The 14,210-nt window shown below is 62.0% G+C and carries 15 protein-coding genes; 4 read left to right on the plus strand and 11 right to left on the minus strand.

What is annotated here, in order from left to right; genetic code table 11:
• Window positions 1-91 precede the first annotated feature (91 nt).
• From ACAH41_RS04785 to ACAH41_RS04815, 7 genes are all read right to left on the minus strand, one after another.
• On the minus strand, window positions 92-826 hold the full coding sequence (locus tag ACAH41_RS04785) for an amino acid ABC transporter ATP-binding protein (protein ID WP_325655746.1): 735 nt from the start codon (window positions 824-826) through the stop codon (window positions 92-94).
• A 9-nt stretch (window positions 827-835) separates the two neighbouring features.
• Window positions 836-1,501: an amino acid ABC transporter permease gene (locus ACAH41_RS04790; RefSeq protein WP_325655745.1), complete on the minus strand. Its 666-nt coding sequence runs from the start codon at window positions 1,499-1,501 to the stop codon at window positions 836-838.
• Entirely contained in the window at window positions 1,498-2,241 is a 744-nt protein-coding gene (locus ACAH41_RS04795; protein WP_325655744.1) for an amino acid ABC transporter permease, read from the minus strand. The genes ACAH41_RS04790 and ACAH41_RS04795 overlap by 4 nt, the downstream gene beginning before the upstream one ends.
• Before the next feature lie 82 nt (window positions 2,242-2,323).
• Window positions 2,324-3,253, minus strand: a complete 930-nt coding sequence (locus ACAH41_RS04800) for an amino acid ABC transporter substrate-binding protein (protein ID WP_325655743.1) — start codon at window positions 3,251-3,253, stop codon at window positions 2,324-2,326.
• Window positions 3,254-3,308: 55 nt separating this feature from the next.
• Window positions 3,309-4,208: a transporter substrate-binding domain-containing protein gene (locus ACAH41_RS04805; RefSeq protein ID WP_325655742.1), complete on the minus strand. Its 900-nt coding sequence runs from the start codon at window positions 4,206-4,208 to the stop codon at window positions 3,309-3,311.
• Between the two features lie 497 nt (window positions 4,209-4,705).
• Window positions 4,706-5,122, minus strand: coding sequence for a nuclear transport factor 2 family protein (locus ACAH41_RS04810; protein ID WP_325655741.1), 417 nt, complete (start codon window positions 5,120-5,122; stop codon window positions 4,706-4,708).
• Window positions 5,123-5,185: 63 nt separating this feature from the next.
• Window positions 5,186-6,250 (minus strand): zinc-dependent alcohol dehydrogenase family protein, encoded by a 1,065-nt coding sequence (locus ACAH41_RS04815; protein WP_325655740.1) that lies wholly within the window; start codon window positions 6,248-6,250, stop codon window positions 5,186-5,188.
• Between the two features lie 41 nt (window positions 6,251-6,291).
• Here ACAH41_RS04815 and ACAH41_RS04820 point away from each other — a divergent pair, with 41 nt between their 5' ends.
• On the plus strand, window positions 6,292-7,221 hold the full coding sequence (locus ACAH41_RS04820; protein WP_325655739.1) for a LysR substrate-binding domain-containing protein: 930 nt from the start codon (window positions 6,292-6,294) through the stop codon (window positions 7,219-7,221).
• A gap of 32 nt (window positions 7,222-7,253) precedes the next feature.
• Here the strand turns inward: ACAH41_RS04820 and ACAH41_RS04825 are convergent, their stop codons facing one another.
• From ACAH41_RS04825 to ACAH41_RS04835, 3 genes are all read right to left on the minus strand, one after another.
• Window positions 7,254-8,267, minus strand: coding sequence for a LysR family transcriptional regulator (locus ACAH41_RS04825; protein ID WP_325655738.1), 1,014 nt, complete (start codon window positions 8,265-8,267; stop codon window positions 7,254-7,256).
• A 140-nt stretch (window positions 8,268-8,407) separates the two neighbouring features.
• Window positions 8,408-8,887, minus strand: a complete 480-nt coding sequence (locus ACAH41_RS04830; RefSeq protein ID WP_325655737.1) for an SRPBCC family protein — start codon at window positions 8,885-8,887, stop codon at window positions 8,408-8,410.
• Window positions 8,888-8,946: 59 nt separating this feature from the next.
• Complete coding sequence (locus ACAH41_RS04835; RefSeq protein ID WP_325655736.1) at window positions 8,947-9,321, minus strand: NAD(P)-binding domain-containing protein; 375 nt, start codon at window positions 9,319-9,321, stop codon at window positions 8,947-8,949.
• A gap of 134 nt (window positions 9,322-9,455) precedes the next feature.
• On the opposite strand from ACAH41_RS04835, the gene ACAH41_RS04840 reads away from it, so the two are divergent.
• The 3 genes from ACAH41_RS04840 to ACAH41_RS04850 all read left to right on the plus strand — a co-directional run bounded on the left by ACAH41_RS04840 (window position 9,456) and on the right by ACAH41_RS04850 (window position 12,421).
• Window positions 9,456-10,355, plus strand: coding sequence for a LysR family transcriptional regulator (locus tag ACAH41_RS04840; RefSeq protein WP_325655735.1), 900 nt, complete (start codon window positions 9,456-9,458; stop codon window positions 10,353-10,355).
• A 135-nt stretch (window positions 10,356-10,490) separates the two neighbouring features.
• Entirely contained in the window at window positions 10,491-11,285 is a 795-nt protein-coding gene (locus ACAH41_RS04845; RefSeq protein WP_325655734.1) for an SDR family NAD(P)-dependent oxidoreductase, read from the plus strand.
• A gap of 104 nt (window positions 11,286-11,389) precedes the next feature.
• Window positions 11,390-12,421: a polysaccharide deacetylase family protein gene (locus tag ACAH41_RS04850; RefSeq protein WP_325655733.1), complete on the plus strand. Its 1,032-nt coding sequence runs from the start codon at window positions 11,390-11,392 to the stop codon at window positions 12,419-12,421.
• A 117-nt stretch (window positions 12,422-12,538) separates the two neighbouring features.
• On the opposite strand, the gene ACAH41_RS04855 is transcribed toward ACAH41_RS04850, so the two are convergent.
• A complete protein-coding gene (locus tag ACAH41_RS04855; protein ID WP_325655732.1) occupies window positions 12,539-14,155 on the minus strand; it encodes an inorganic phosphate transporter in 1,617 nt (538 codons plus the stop codon).
• Window positions 14,156-14,210: the final 55 nt, after the last annotated feature.

The raw sequence follows: 14,210 nt of genomic DNA on the forward strand, positions 1-14,210 counted from the left end.
CGCGATGCGGAAAGCAAAAGGCCGGTGCTCCGTTGACGGAGGCACCGGCCCTGTGCTGCCCGTGAAACACCGGGCTGGAAGTGGGTGCGGGTCAGTGCTGCAGGATCTTCGACAGGAAGTCCTTGGCGCGCGGTGAGCGCTGCTCGGCATTGCCGAAGAAGTCATCCTTCTTGCAGTCCTCGATGATCTTGCCGGCGTCCATGAAGATCACGCGGTTGCTGACCTTCTTGGCGAAACCCATTTCGTGCGTGACGCACATCATCGTCATGCCTTCTTCGGCCAGCTTGACCATCACGTCCAGCACTTCGCCGACCATTTCCGGGTCCAGCGCCGAGGTGGGTTCGTCGAACAGCATCACCATCGGGTCCATCGACAGCGCTCGGGCAATCGCCACGCGCTGCTGCTGACCGCCGGAGAGCTGGCCGGGGAACTTGTCCTTGTGGGCGCTCAGGCCCACGCGCTCCAGCATCTTCAGGCCGCGGACAATGGCGTCGTCCTTGCTGCGGCCCAGCACCTTGATCTGCGCCAGCGTCAGGTTCTCGGTCACCGACAGGTGCGGGAACAGCTCGAAATGCTGGAACACCATGCCCACACGGCTGCGCAGCTTGGGCAGGTTGGTCTTGGGGTCCGACAGGCTGATGCCGTCGACCACGATGTCGCCCTTCTGGAACGGCTCCAGCGCGTTCACCGTCTTGATCAGCGTGGACTTGCCCGAGCCGGACGGCCCGCAGACGACCACCACTTCGCCCTTCTTGATCGTCGTCGTGCAGTCGGTCAGCACCTGGAAGCTGCCGTACCACTTGGAGATGTTCTTGATGTCGATCACAGCATGTCCTTATCTGATGATGGCAATTTTCTTCTGCAGGCGACGAACAAGCATCGACAGGCTGAAGCAGATGACGAAGTAGACAACCGCGGCGACCAGGTAGGTCTCGACCGGGCGGTTGTAGTTCTTGCCGGCGACCTCGAAGCCCTTGAGCAGGTCATAGGCGCCGATCGCATAGACCAGCGAAGTGTCCTGGAACAGCACGATGGTCTGCGTCAGCAGCACCGGCAGCATGTTGCGGAAGGCCTGCGGCAGCACCACCAGCTTCATGGTCTGCGCGTAGGTCATGCCCACCGCGTAGCCGGCGTGCTGCTGGCCACGCGGCACGCTCTGGATGCCGGCCCGCATGATCTCCGAGTAGTACGCTGCCTCGAACACCGAGAAGGTGATGATGGCTGACAGCTCGGCGCCCATCGGGCGGCCGATCAGCAGCGGGATCAGCAGGAAGAACCACAGGATCACCATCACCAGCGGCACCGAGCGCAGCGTGTCCACGTAGATCGTCGCCGGCCACACCAGCCAGGGCTTGCCGGACAGGCGCATCAACGCCAGCAGCGTGCCCAGTGCAATGCCGCAGATCATCGCCACCAGCGTCAGCTGGATCGAGAAGAAGAAGCCCTTGGCAATGAAGCTGGAGACGATCTGCCAGCTGAGGAAGGAAAAATCGAGATTCATCGCCCACCTCCCGCGACGCCCGGCACGCGGATCCAGCCTTCAATCAGCTTGGCAATCCGGTTGATGGCAAAGGCAGACACGAAGTACAACCCGGTCACCGCGAGGTAGACCTCGATGCCGCGCGAGGTTTCCTCCTGCGCCTGCATCGCGAACTGGGTCAGCTCGGCCACGCTCACCGCAAAGGCCACCGACGAGTTCTTCACGATGTTCATGCTCTCGCTGGTGAGCGGCGGAATGACGATGCGGAAGGCCATCGGCAGGATCACGTAGCGGTAGGTCTGCGGCAGCGTCAGGCCCATCGCCAGGCCGGCGTAGCGCTGGCCTTTCGGCAGGCTCTGGATGCCGGCGCGAACCTGCTCGGCCACGCGCGCGGAGGTGAAGAAGCCCAGGCCCACGACCACCAGCAGGAAGCTGGGCACCGCGCGCAGCGGCGGGATCAGCGATGGCAGCACGTGGTACCAGAGGAAGATCTGCACCAGCAGCGGAATGTTGCGGAACAGCTCGGTCCAGGCATTGCCGAAAGCCACCAGCGCCTTGCTCGGCGTGGTGCGCAGGATGCCCATCAGCGAGCCGACCAGCAGCGCCACGATCAGCGCCAGGACCGAAACGCTCAGCGTCCAGCCCCAGGCCGACAGCAGCCAGTCCAGGTAGGTGACGTCGCCCTTGGCGCCGAAGCACCGCGGGGCCACCTGTTGTTCAATGGTGTCCTTGCAGAACACCTCCCAATCCCAAGTCGCCATTGCGAACTTCCCTCCTGGCTGGCCTTGATGAGTCATGAGGGGCGCCGCCGCTCAGCGACGGCGCCTCAGCATGAAGCGCAGATCACTTCTTCGCGTAGTCTTCCATCGGCTTGTCGTTCGGGTTCGCCCAGGCCGCCTTGGTCGCTTCGGACAGGGGCAGGCCGACCTTGGTGTTGGCCGGCGGAATGGGCTGCAGGAACCACTTGTCGTAGAGCTTGGCGATGTCGCCGGACTTCATCATCGCCTTGATGCTGTCGTCCACGGCCTTCTTGAAGGCCGGGTCGTCCTTGCGCATCATGATGGCGATGGGCTCGACCGACAGCACTTCGCCGACGATCTTGTAGTCGGCCGGGTTCTTGGCCTTGGAGATGTTGCCGGCCAGGATCTGGCCGTCCATCACGAAGGCGTCGGCGCGGCCCGACTCGAGCAGCAGGAAGCTGTCGGCGTGGTCCTTGCCGAACAGTTCCTTGAAGTCCACGCCGGTGGCACGCTCGTGCTTGCGCAGCGTCTGCACCGAGGTGGTGCCGGTGGTGGTGGCAATCGTCTTGCCGGCCAGTTGGGCGATGCTGGTGATGCCGGAGCTGGCCTTCACCGCGATGCGCACTTCTTCCACGTAGGTCGTGACGGCAAAGGCCACGTCCTTCTGGCGCGTGGCGTTGTTGGTGGTGGAGCCGCACTCGATGTCCACCGTGCCGTTCTGGACCAGCGGGATGCGGTTCTGCGAGGTGACAGGCTGGTACTTCACAGCCAGCGAGCTCAGGCCCAGCTGCTTGCGCACATCGCTCAGCACCTTCTCGCAAATATCGATGTGGTAGCCGACGTACTTGCCATCACCCAGCGTGAACGACAGCGCGCCGGAGGACTCGCGCACACCCATCGTGACGCTGCCGCTGTCCTTGATCTTCTTCAGCGTGTCGGTGGCCTGGGCATGCACGCTGCCGACCACGGCGGACAGGGCGGCCGCAGCCAACAGCGCGCGGCGGGTCGAGGGGGAAACGAGTTTGTTGAGCATCACGAGAACTCCATCATGGTCAGGAAACGGAAAAGGAAACACGGGCCGGCCGCCTTCAGGGAAGGGGCTGGTCGCCGGGTTGGCGGTAAAGCTTGAGCAGGGGCTCGGACGGCGGCCAGTTGAGGTTCTGGCCGCGCGGCGGAATGGGACGCTGGAACCAGCGGGTGTAGATCTTCAGTGCCTCGCCGCTGGTCAACAAGCGGGTCAACGCGCGGTCCACCACGGCCTTCAGCGCCGGGTCCTCGCGCCGCATCATGCAGCCATAGACCTCGGAGGACATCGGCGTGCCGGTGACGACCCAATCCTCCGGCAGGCGGGCCTTGGCGCGTTCGCCGTAGAGCAGCGCGTCGTCCAGCATCAGCGCCTCGACCTGGCCTTGCTCCAGGGCCTGGAAAGCGTCGTCATGGTCGCGCGCGGTGACGATCTGGATGCGGCTGCCGCGGGACTCGTTGTAGGTGCGCAGCAAGCGGTCCGAGGTGGTGCCGGAGGTGACGACAACCTTGCGGCCGGCCAAGTCGGCGAAATCCTTGATGGCGGCGCCACGCTTGACCAGCAGCCGGGTGCTGATGACGAAGATGGAGGTGGAAAACGCGACCAGCCGGCCGCGCTCGGCCGTGTTCGAGGTCGAGCCGCATTCCAGGTCCACGGTGCCGTTCTGGACCAGCGCGAGGCGGTTCTGCGAGGTCACGGGCACCAGCTTCAGCGTCAGTGCCGGCAGCTTCAGCTCGGCCTTGATCGCATCGGCCACCTTCAGCATCAGGTCCTGCGAGTAACCGACCACCTGGCGCTTGCCGTCGTAATACGAAAACGGCACCGACGATTCGCGGTGGCCCAGGTTGATGGTGCCGGTTTCGGCAATGCGCGACAGCGTGGGCGAGGCAGGCGCGGCGCTGGCCGCTGGTGCGGCAGCATTGCTTGCCAGCGCCAGCCCGCAAAGGGCGACGGCGGCGCACAAGCTGACGGCTGCCTGCCTGGTCCTCCCTGCTGCGTCCTGACTGCCCATCTGCTGCTGGCCTGCTTGTACGGAATTGGCGGCGCCATTGCGCCATCCATCCCTAATGCAGACACCGTGCCAGCCCGGCGCAGCGGGGCACAAAGCCGCTTCCCCCCGCTGGCGAGACCGGCCGGCAGCCGCGGCGAACGGAAATCCGTCCGGGCCCGCCCTCAGCGAGAACGGATTCCCGTCCCCTGGTTTGAGCCGCACAGGCGCCCTGCGCTTGACACTGGGCGCAGCCGCGAGCCACCCTTGCCAGGTCCGACCGGCGCCGATGGTATTACCGCGTAATACTTGGAGGCGCAATGGACGTCACGTCGGTCACCAGCAAAGGGCGGGTGACCCGAGGTGGCCTCCGTCATGCGGCACCTGCTTGCGCAGGCAGATCTGACGCTCGCTGGCTCATCCAGCTGGCCGGGCTGAAGCCGACGCGAGACAAGTAGAAGATGCCTCCCTCATCACAATTCCGGTAGAGCTGCCGTCGGAGAGAAGCTATATCGGGCGATCCGCCACTCTGCGTCACTGGTCTTCCGAAGGAGAAACACCTCGTGGAATGTGGCTGGAGATGCCTGGCCCGTCTTCACCGGTGTCAACGAGCCAGCGGACTCGGTACGCACGAAAGCCCATTGCGGTGACATCTGCACCGTTTCCGCAATCTTGGTGCGCATCTGGAAGCAGACGAGTCCAAAAAGGTCCTGGTAACCCTTTCGAACAGCCTCTGTGCCAACAACAGTGGGCTGCATGAACGGCAGTTGCACAGGATCGTCGGTATACAGACCCATCGCGGCGTTGACATCGCCATGATTCAAAGCTTCGAAATAGGCGAAGATGGTTGCCTCGATTGCCGTCTTCTCTGGGCTGGTAGAAGATGTCATTTGGTGCCTTTCATGTAAATCGCGTACGCCGCGGAAAATGCCATCCGAGCACGCTCGACCTGACTAATTGGGAAAAGTGATCACTATCTTCCCGACGTGCTCGGCTGCCTGTTGATAGGCAAACGCTTCGCGCGTATCCGAAAATGGAAACGTTCTTGCAATCTTTGGATTGAATCGACCGTCCTCCAGACGTTCGTAAATATATCTTTTAGCCTCGTCCATGCGTTGCGCTGACGTCCACATCTCCATCATGACGTAGGCGCGCAGTGCCAAACCCTTTCCGAATCCCGCGGCAGGATAGGTCGTAGGCTGACCAGAGAGGGTTCCATAAAGAAAGATCGTTGCTTCAGACGCAGCGGCTTGGGCCAATTTGTCGATGTCCGGCCCGCCAACCGGATCGAGAATAAGGCGTGCCCCTTTGCCGCCAGTGATCTCAGCGACCCGTGCAGGCAAATCCTCCTCATCGGTGGCAATCACAAAATCGGCCCCGAGTGCCAGCAATTGCGCACGCTTGGCGGAAGTCCGTGTGGTCGCAATCGACATTCCACCTTCCGCCTTGACCATCTCTATCGCGGCGGTCCCCACACTGCTCGAGGCCGCCCGAATGATGACGAAGTCGTCCCGCCGGACTTTACCGAACAGCACGAGCGCCCCGTAGGCGGTCAGATATCGCGTCCATATGGCGGCGCCTTGGGTCGGTGTGAGTTTGGCGGGAGATTCCGTCAATGCATGCACTGGCAATATCGCCTGCTCGGCCAAGACCCCATAGTCATTCATCGAAAATCCAGGAATAGACGCCAGACGCTTGCCGATCAGGCCCGCATCGACGCCATGCCCTACCGCTTCGACAATTCCCACTGCCTCGTATCCCAACTTTGATGGAAGCTTTGGCTGCTCCACATAAGTGCCGTTGAAATAGGCGCCTTCTGAGTGATTCAGCCCCACAGCTTCCACTCGCAGGCGCACTTCGCCGTTGCCCGGAACGGGAGTCTCTCTCTCCTCAAACTGCAATACCTCGGGTCCACCCAACTTGTGAAAACGAATGATTTTCGACATAAAGCCTTGCGAGAAGCGATCAGAATGAACGCAGCATAGGCGCTTGATTACCGCTTGATAAGTGGCTACCATCGCGTTTGTGTTTCAAGTGATCGTTGAAGATCGAAGGGTGCATGGAGTCGTTGGCCAATCTCGAGTCCTTCGTGCGCGCGGCCGAAAGCCGCAGCTTCTCGGAGGCAGGCCGCAGGCTCGGCCTGACAGCAGCCGCGATCAGCCGAAACGTGGCAATGTTGGAACGCAACCTGGGCGTCCGGCTGTTTCACCGAACCACACGCAAACTCGCACTGACGGAGGTCGGCGAGCGGTTCCTCGATTCAATCCATGGCAACCTCGAGGGACTTCAGGTTGCCATTGCCCAGGCATCGGCCCAAAGCAACGAGCCGGCAGGCGTGTTGAAAGTCAGCATGAGTCCAACCGTTGGTCTCAAGCACATACTGCCCTTGCTGCCACCTTTCCTGGCGGAGTACCCGCGCATTCGGCCTGAGTGGCATTTCGAGAACCGTCCCGTCGATCTGATCGCCGAGAATTACGATGCTGCCATTGGCGGAGGCTTCGACCTCGCCCCCGGTTTCGTCTCGCGAACCCTGGCCCCGGTCCACATTGTCGCAGTGGCCTCGCCGGTTTATATGGCAGGCCGCACGCCACCGGCCGACCCGTCAGAACTCGCGGCATACAGCGGCATCGTCATGCGGGCACAGGGCACTGGACGAGTTCGCCAGTGGATGTTTCGCAATGTGGACGGAGTCGAGATGGCGGGAACGCTCGATGAAAACGTTGTCATGGACGATCCCGCCGCGATGCGCGAAGCCGCACGTCTTGGTTTGGGCATTTCTTTGATCGCCTTGTTCGACGTACTGCCGGAATTGGAGCGCGGAGAACTGATTCGACTGCTCCCTGACTGGTATGCGGAGGCCGGCGCAATCTCCATCTACTACGCATCGCGGAGGCTCGTTTCTGCCAAGACACGAGTCTTCGTTGATTGTGTCGTCAACGGCTTCAAGAGCAAGCAGCTGGACGTCGCGTTCTCCGCCAAACATTCATGACGGTGTGCCAGCAAGCATCACACCTCTGGGGCTCAGATGTCCCGCTGCCCGACCCGATGCAGCGCCACGGCCTTTCGGAGACCGTCGAGGTAGCCTGGCTGCAGGCTGGCCTTGGCTGCGAAGGCCGTGTCAAGCGCATCCATGAAGATCCGCGTCCGCTTGGCGAGGAGTCTGCGCTCCGGGTACACCAGATGGATTTCGGCGGCGGAGAGTGGATGTTCGGGCAGCAATGCCTTGACGCGTCCGGCGCGAAGATCCTCTTCGAAGACCCAGACCGGGGCGAGGCCGATACCGAGGCCCTGACGCACCGCGCCCACGATCGCCTCATGATTGTTGAGGCGGTAGCGGCCCTGCACCGTGATGCTGCCCCCGATGAAGGGCCAGAGACCGCCACTGGGCAATCGGGTGTTGAGTATGCAATCGTGCCGCAACAAGTCTCGCGGCAGGGTTGGCTCGCCATGGCGGCCGAGATATTCAGTGCTGGCGAAAACGGCGCGCTCAGAAATGCCGATCTGTCTTCCCACCAGCAAGCTGCTCTTCAAGCTGCCCACGCGCACAGCCAAGTCGAAGCGTTCCGCGACGAGGTCGACGAATTCATCGGACAGGTGCAATTCGACTTCCAGGTGGGGGTACCGCGCGAGCAGCGGCGCGATCAGGGGCTGCACATGCAGCAGACCGACCACCATCGAGCAACTGATGCGCAGCAGGCCACGCGGCTCGTCTTCGCCCCGCGCCACCGATTCGGCTTCGTCGATGGTGTCTAGCGCACGCCGGGCTTCGATGTAGTAGCGCTCGCCTTCGATCGTCAGCGACAGCTTGCGGGTCGTCCTGTGCAGGAGGCGCAGGGCCAGGTGGGATTCGAGTGAACCGATGTGTCGACCGACATTGGGCTGCCCGATGCCGAGTTCGCGTGCGGTCGCGGAAAAGCTGCCAGTCTCGACCGCGCGAACGAAGCACTGCATCCACAGGAGCTTGCCCGTCTGCCGAGCCACATCGCCTTTTTGATCGAGGCCGTCAGTCCGCTGGATGACGTGCTTGGGTGCCATGCCGTTAGAGCTCGGGTCATCGTGGCTCGGAACTCGAACCACATGCGAACTTAGCATAGGCGATATGCCCTTGGCCTACTTTCCAGAGGGGTTTGGTGCGGCAGACACCAAAGCCGAGTGTTCAGCGTTTGCCTAGCCATTTACTTGGCTTCAGATTTTATTTTGAGATAGTTAAGCCAATTGTCTGTCGATTTATCGAGGCCTGACTGAAATTTGTTTTTGAACATTTCAACCAACCAGCCCTCCATGCTCTCCTCTACTCGAATAATTGTTTGCCCGTCTCGTTCAGTAAAATACCAAGTGTGTATGGCAAAAGCCCCGAACGCAGGCCCATACCAACCGACCATCTTATTCACATCGACGGTCTGCAATGTAGAAGTGATAGTTAAGCCATTGGTTTTCCAATTGAACGTTGCACCCACTTTAAATTTGCCATTGAGTTTTGGCTCGATAATTTCCTTTTGCCATGTATCCCAATGATCAACGTCAGCAAAAATCTTCCAGACTTTATCAACCGACGCATTGACCACAATGCTTTTCTTTATGATCACAGGCGCATCGACGTGAATTGTTTTTGAAATTTCGAATTTCCAAAAGGTTTCAAGCAATACAACGCCCATCGTTAATATGATTAACAAATACAAGAAGACTCGAGAAATAACTCTCAATTTTATGTTTTTCATAAGACTTTGACGATGGTGGCTGTCGGTACGGCACGCGCGATTTCTTCGGCAGCACTGGTGTTGTGACCGATCGTCAGGCCCATGCAGTCCAGCGTCAGCGGGTTCGCAATGTCGAGGACGACCTTGCCCTCGAGGTCGCCCGCCATGCGCAACGCATCGGCCGCGTCGCCGCAGGGCGTCGCCACGATGATGACCTCCTGACCCTCGGCCGCCCCTTGTGGCAGGACCTCGCTGACACCGGGGTACAAAGCCGCGAGCGCACGGGCTTTCTCCGCCGTTTTGGAAGCAATCGAGACCTGGTGGCCGGCCGCGTGTAGTTGCTTGACAAAAGCCGAGCCCATGTTGCCCGCGCCGATGACGAGGATCTTCATTTGTTTGCCCCAGGTGAGGTTGCGTGCGACGCGTTGGCTTGGAGAGCGCAAGCGGCACGGTCCAACTCTACGGCTCGGTGCACCCGAAGATAAATGCCATACAGTGCGACGCACTGTCCGCGACGGAGAGACAAATGGATAAGTATCAAGAGATGCGCGTCTTCGCCGCCGTGGTCGATGCGTCCAGTTTCGTCAATGCGGCGGAGGCGCTCGGCCTCTCCAAGCAAGCGGTCTCGCGCTACGTGGGGGATCTCGAAACCCGCCTGGGCGTACGCTTGCTTCGCAGGACCACGCGCAAGCTGTCGTTGACCGACGAGGGCGAAATCTTTTATATCCGATGCGCAGAGTTGCTGGGCAACATCGACGATGCGGAAACCGAGATCACGTCGCGAACCGGCGCTGCCAGCGGGCCGCTTAAGGTCAATGCACCGCTTAGTTTCGGGCTGATTTACCTGGCGCCGTTGTGGCCCCAATTCATGAAGCTGCACCCCAAAGTTACTTTGGACGTGACACTCGTGGACAGGGTTGTGGACTTGGTCGAGGAGGGATTCGATCTCGCGGTACGCATCGCCCGACTACCCAATTCTTCCCTCATCAGCCGCAAGCTCACCTCCACGCGCGTGATCCTTTGCGCCTCACCCGAATACCTCCAGCAGCGCGGCGCCCCGGCACATCCTTCGGAGCTGGCCCAGCACAGCGTCGTTTCGTACAGCCTGCTATCGACCGGAGAGAGCTGGGAGTTCACAGGCCCAGACGGACCCGTATCGGTCAAGGTGTCGCCGCGCATGCGCACCAACAGCGGCGATACCTGCCGTGCGGCGGCGCTGCAGCATCAGGGCATCATTCTCCAGCCTTCCTTCATGGTAGGCCCCGATTTGGCTGCGGGAACCCTGGTGGAAGTCCTGCCCGGATACCGCGCGCTCGAACTCGGCGTCTATGCGGTCTACCCCTCACGCAAGTTCCTGGCGCCGAAGGTGCGCTTGTTGGTCGATTTCCTGGTCGAGGGCTTCCGCGTCAAACAATGGCCCGATTGAACGGCTGGTCTCATGGCTTGGAACTCGAACCCCATGCGAACTAAGCATAGGTGATATGCCCCTGGCCTATCTTCCAGAGGGGTGTGCCGCGACAGGACACTGGATGCTCGTTACCACAGCGTTCAGGAGAACCCCATGAAGATCGAACTCAACTCGCGCAAGGCACTCGTCACCGGATCCACCGCCGGCATCGGCCGAGCCATTGCCGAAGGGCTTGCCCGCGCCGGCGCTTCCGTCGTCATCAACGGTCGCAGCAAGGAGCGCGTGGAAACCGCTGTGAATGAGCTGCGTGCACTGCTGCCGAACGCCGAGTTCACCGGCGTCGTGGCCGACGTCTCCACGGCGGCGGGCTCGGCTTCTTTGGCGGCGCAGGTCAAGGAGGTCGACATCCTCGTGAACAACGCGGGCACGGCATACCCAAAGGGGTTCTTCGAGCAGAACGACGCTGAATGGCTCCAGATCTACCAGCTCAATGTCATGAGCGGTGTTCGTGCGGCGCGGGACTACATGCCCGGAATGATCCGGCGAGGCTGGGGGCGGGTGGTGTTCATCAGCAGCGAATCCGCGATTGCCGTCCCCAAGGAGATGATCGACTACGCCGTCACCAAGACAGCTCAGCTCGCCGTGTCGCGAGGGTTGGCCGAACTGGCCAAGGGTACGGGCGTTACCGTCAACTCCGTCCTGCCCGGACCCACGCGCTCCGAAATCATGAGCAACTGGATGGAGGCGGCCGCGAAGGAGCAGGGCATCAGCCCGAACGAAGCTGAGCAGAACTTCCTGAACACGACGCGACCGTCGACGCTGATCAACCGGTTCACAACGACCGAAGAGGTGGCCAACCTGGTGGTCTACGTCAGCTCGGAGCAGTCTTCCGGCACCACGGGTTCTGCGCTGAGAGTCGACGGCGGCGTGGTCCGCTCGATCATTTGAAGCATTCGAACTGCGCGCGGGTCGCGGCTGCGCGCTGCGCCCCAGCGGAACGGCATCTTCGATCCGCCGCAAATCGGCACACGCTCCACTGGCGATTCCTACCCATGAACAACCAAGATCTCCTGATCAAGCGACGGACCTTGCTTGCGGCCGGCATGGCGGCGGCCGCGTCGTCTTCGAGTCCGGCTTCGACGCTGGTCGCCGCCGCCAACCCGTCGGTCAACGAAGCGAATGAAAACAACATGTCCTTGAACCGCCAGTTCTGGCCCAACAATGCGCGCCTGGCCATCAGCTTCTCGCTCATGTTCGAAGCCGGAGGTCAGCCAATCTCAGGCGCGCCAGGCTTCTTCGACGAGCCGATGCAAAAAGGTCTGCCCGACCTCGCCACCAATGGAGCGTTCCAGTACGGCGTCTACGAAGGCATTCCACGGATCCTCGACCTGATGGACAAGCATCAGGTGAAGGTTTCGTCCTTCATGATCGGACAAGCCGTCGACAAGGCGCCTGACCTCGCGCGCGAGATCGTGAAGCGCGGGCACGAGGCAGCGGGACATGGGCGAACCTGGCAAAACAGCTATTTCCTCGACGCTGACGCCGAGCGACGCTTCATCATGGACGGCGTCGAAAGCATCCACAAGGCCACTGGCCAGACGCCGGTCGGCTGGAACGCCTACTACCTCCGCAATTCACCTCACACCTTCGACATTCTTCAAAGTCTGGGTTTCAAGTACCACATCGATGAGCCCAGCGCCGATCAGCCCTTCATCATCAAGCTCAAGGGTGGCGACTTCGTCACCGTGCCCTACACCCTGCACATGAACGACATGTTGTTCCCGTTCACGGGGTGGAACCCCGCGGCTTACGAGCAGGCGCTCAAGGATGAATTCGATCAACTCTACGAGGAGGGCGCGCACCGCCGACGGATGATGGTCATCGGACTCCACGACCGAGTTTCGGGCCACGCCAATCGGGTTCGTGTGCTCGACCGCTTTCTGACTTATGCGCGCTCGAAGCCTGGCGTCTGGTTCGCCCGCAAGGACGAGATTGCCGCCTGGGCGCTTGCGCATCGTGACGTCACGCCCGTGTACGAACGCGGCTCGCCCACGGTCACCGGCCTGCCAGGGTCTGCGTCATAGGCACACGGCCTTCTGAAGCCGAATGCAGCAACAGGAGGACCGTCCCCAACTGAACCGCAGCCAGCCGGGCATGCACGAACCGATGCTTGGGGGATGTTGCGAAGATGAGTGTGAGCTTCAGAACAGCTGCGTGAACAGCCAGTACAGCGAGCCGGACAGCACGATGGCGGCCGGCATCGTCAGCACCCAGGCCATCAGCAGGTTGCGGATGGTGGACCACTGCAGGCCGGAGCGGTTGGCCGCCATCGTGCCGGCCACGCCGGACGACAGCACGTGCGTGGTCGAGACCGGCAGGCCGTAGATGTCGGCCGCGCCGATGGTCAGCATCGCCACCAGCTCGGCCGACGCGCCCTGCGCATAGGTCAGGTGCGTCTTGCCGATCTTCTCGCCCACCGTCACGACGATGCGCTTCCAGCCCACCATCGTGCCCAGGCCCAACGCGATGGCCACTGCCACCTTGACCCACAGCGGGATGAACTTGGTCGCGTCGTCAATGCCGCTCTTGAAGGCCTTCAGGTTGGCCTTGGACTGCGCGTCCAGCTTGCCCTCGCCGGACTTGTCCAGCAGGCGGATGGCCTCCGAAGTGAGGTACATGTCATTGCGCACATTGGCCACCGCGGCGGCCGGCACCTTGGCCAGCGAGCCGTGGGCCTGGACCTGCGCGCCGATGTTGCCGGCCATCTCGGCCAGTGCCGGCACGACTTCGGGCGTGTAGGCCTTGGTGCGCACGTAGTCACTGAGCACCTTGCGCGCATCGGCTGGCACCACCAGCACTGCGTTGCCGGACAGCGAATGCTGCGTGACCTGGGCCATCGCAGTGAACTGCACCGTTTGCTCGACCGGCATCGCGCGGTTCAGCGCATAGGCCATCGGTACCGTGCCAACCAGGATCAGCATGATCAGGCCCATGCCCTTCTGGCCATCGTTCGAGCCGTGCGCAAACGACACGCCGGTGCAGGTCAGCACCAGCAGGCCGCGGATCCACCACGGCGGCGGCGTCTGGCCCTTGGGCTCTTCGTACAGCTCGCGCTTCTTGACCAGCGCCCGCAGCACCACCAGCAGCAGCGCCGCGCAACCGAAACCGACCAGCGGCGACAGCAGCAGCGAATAGCCGACCTTGGTGGCCTGCGCCCAGTCCACGCCGCTGGTGCCGTCCCGGCCATGCATCAGCGCATTGGCCACGCCCACGCCGATGATGGAGCCGATCAGCGTGTGCGACGACGAGGCCGGCAGCCCCAGCCACCAGGTGCCCAGGTTCCACAGGATGGCCGCGATCAGCAGCGCAAAGACCATCGCGAAGCCCGCCCCCGAACCGACCTGCAGGATCAGCTCCACCGGCAGCAGCGAAATGATGCCGAACGCCACCGCGCCGCTGGAGACCAGCACGCCCAGGAAGTTGAAGAAGCCCGACCAGACCACCGCCACGTTGGGCGGCAGTGAGTGGGTGTAGATGACCGTGGCGACCGCGTTGGCGGTGTCGTGGAAGCCGTTGACGAACTCGAAGCCCAGCGCGATCAGCAGCGCCACGCCCAGCAGCAGGTAGGGCACCCAGGTCGTCGCCACCGCGCCGGCTTCGGTCACGTCGCGCGTCAGGCTGTAGCCGGTGAACAGCAGCCCGGCGGCCAGCAGGCCGATGAAGACGATGGCCGTCACCGGGCCGGGTTTGTGGTCCAGTTTCGGTTTGGCGCTGGGCGCTGCAGGCAGGCCGGCGGCGTGCGTGGCGGAAGTGGTCATGGGGGTTGGGCTCCAGGCGGCCGTGCAACAGAACCTGGCGAGGCTAGCGAGGCAA

It is taken from the genome of Ideonella sp. (assembly GCF_041287625.1).
Taxonomy (GTDB): Bacteria; Pseudomonadota; Gammaproteobacteria; order Burkholderiales; family Burkholderiaceae_C; genus Ideonella.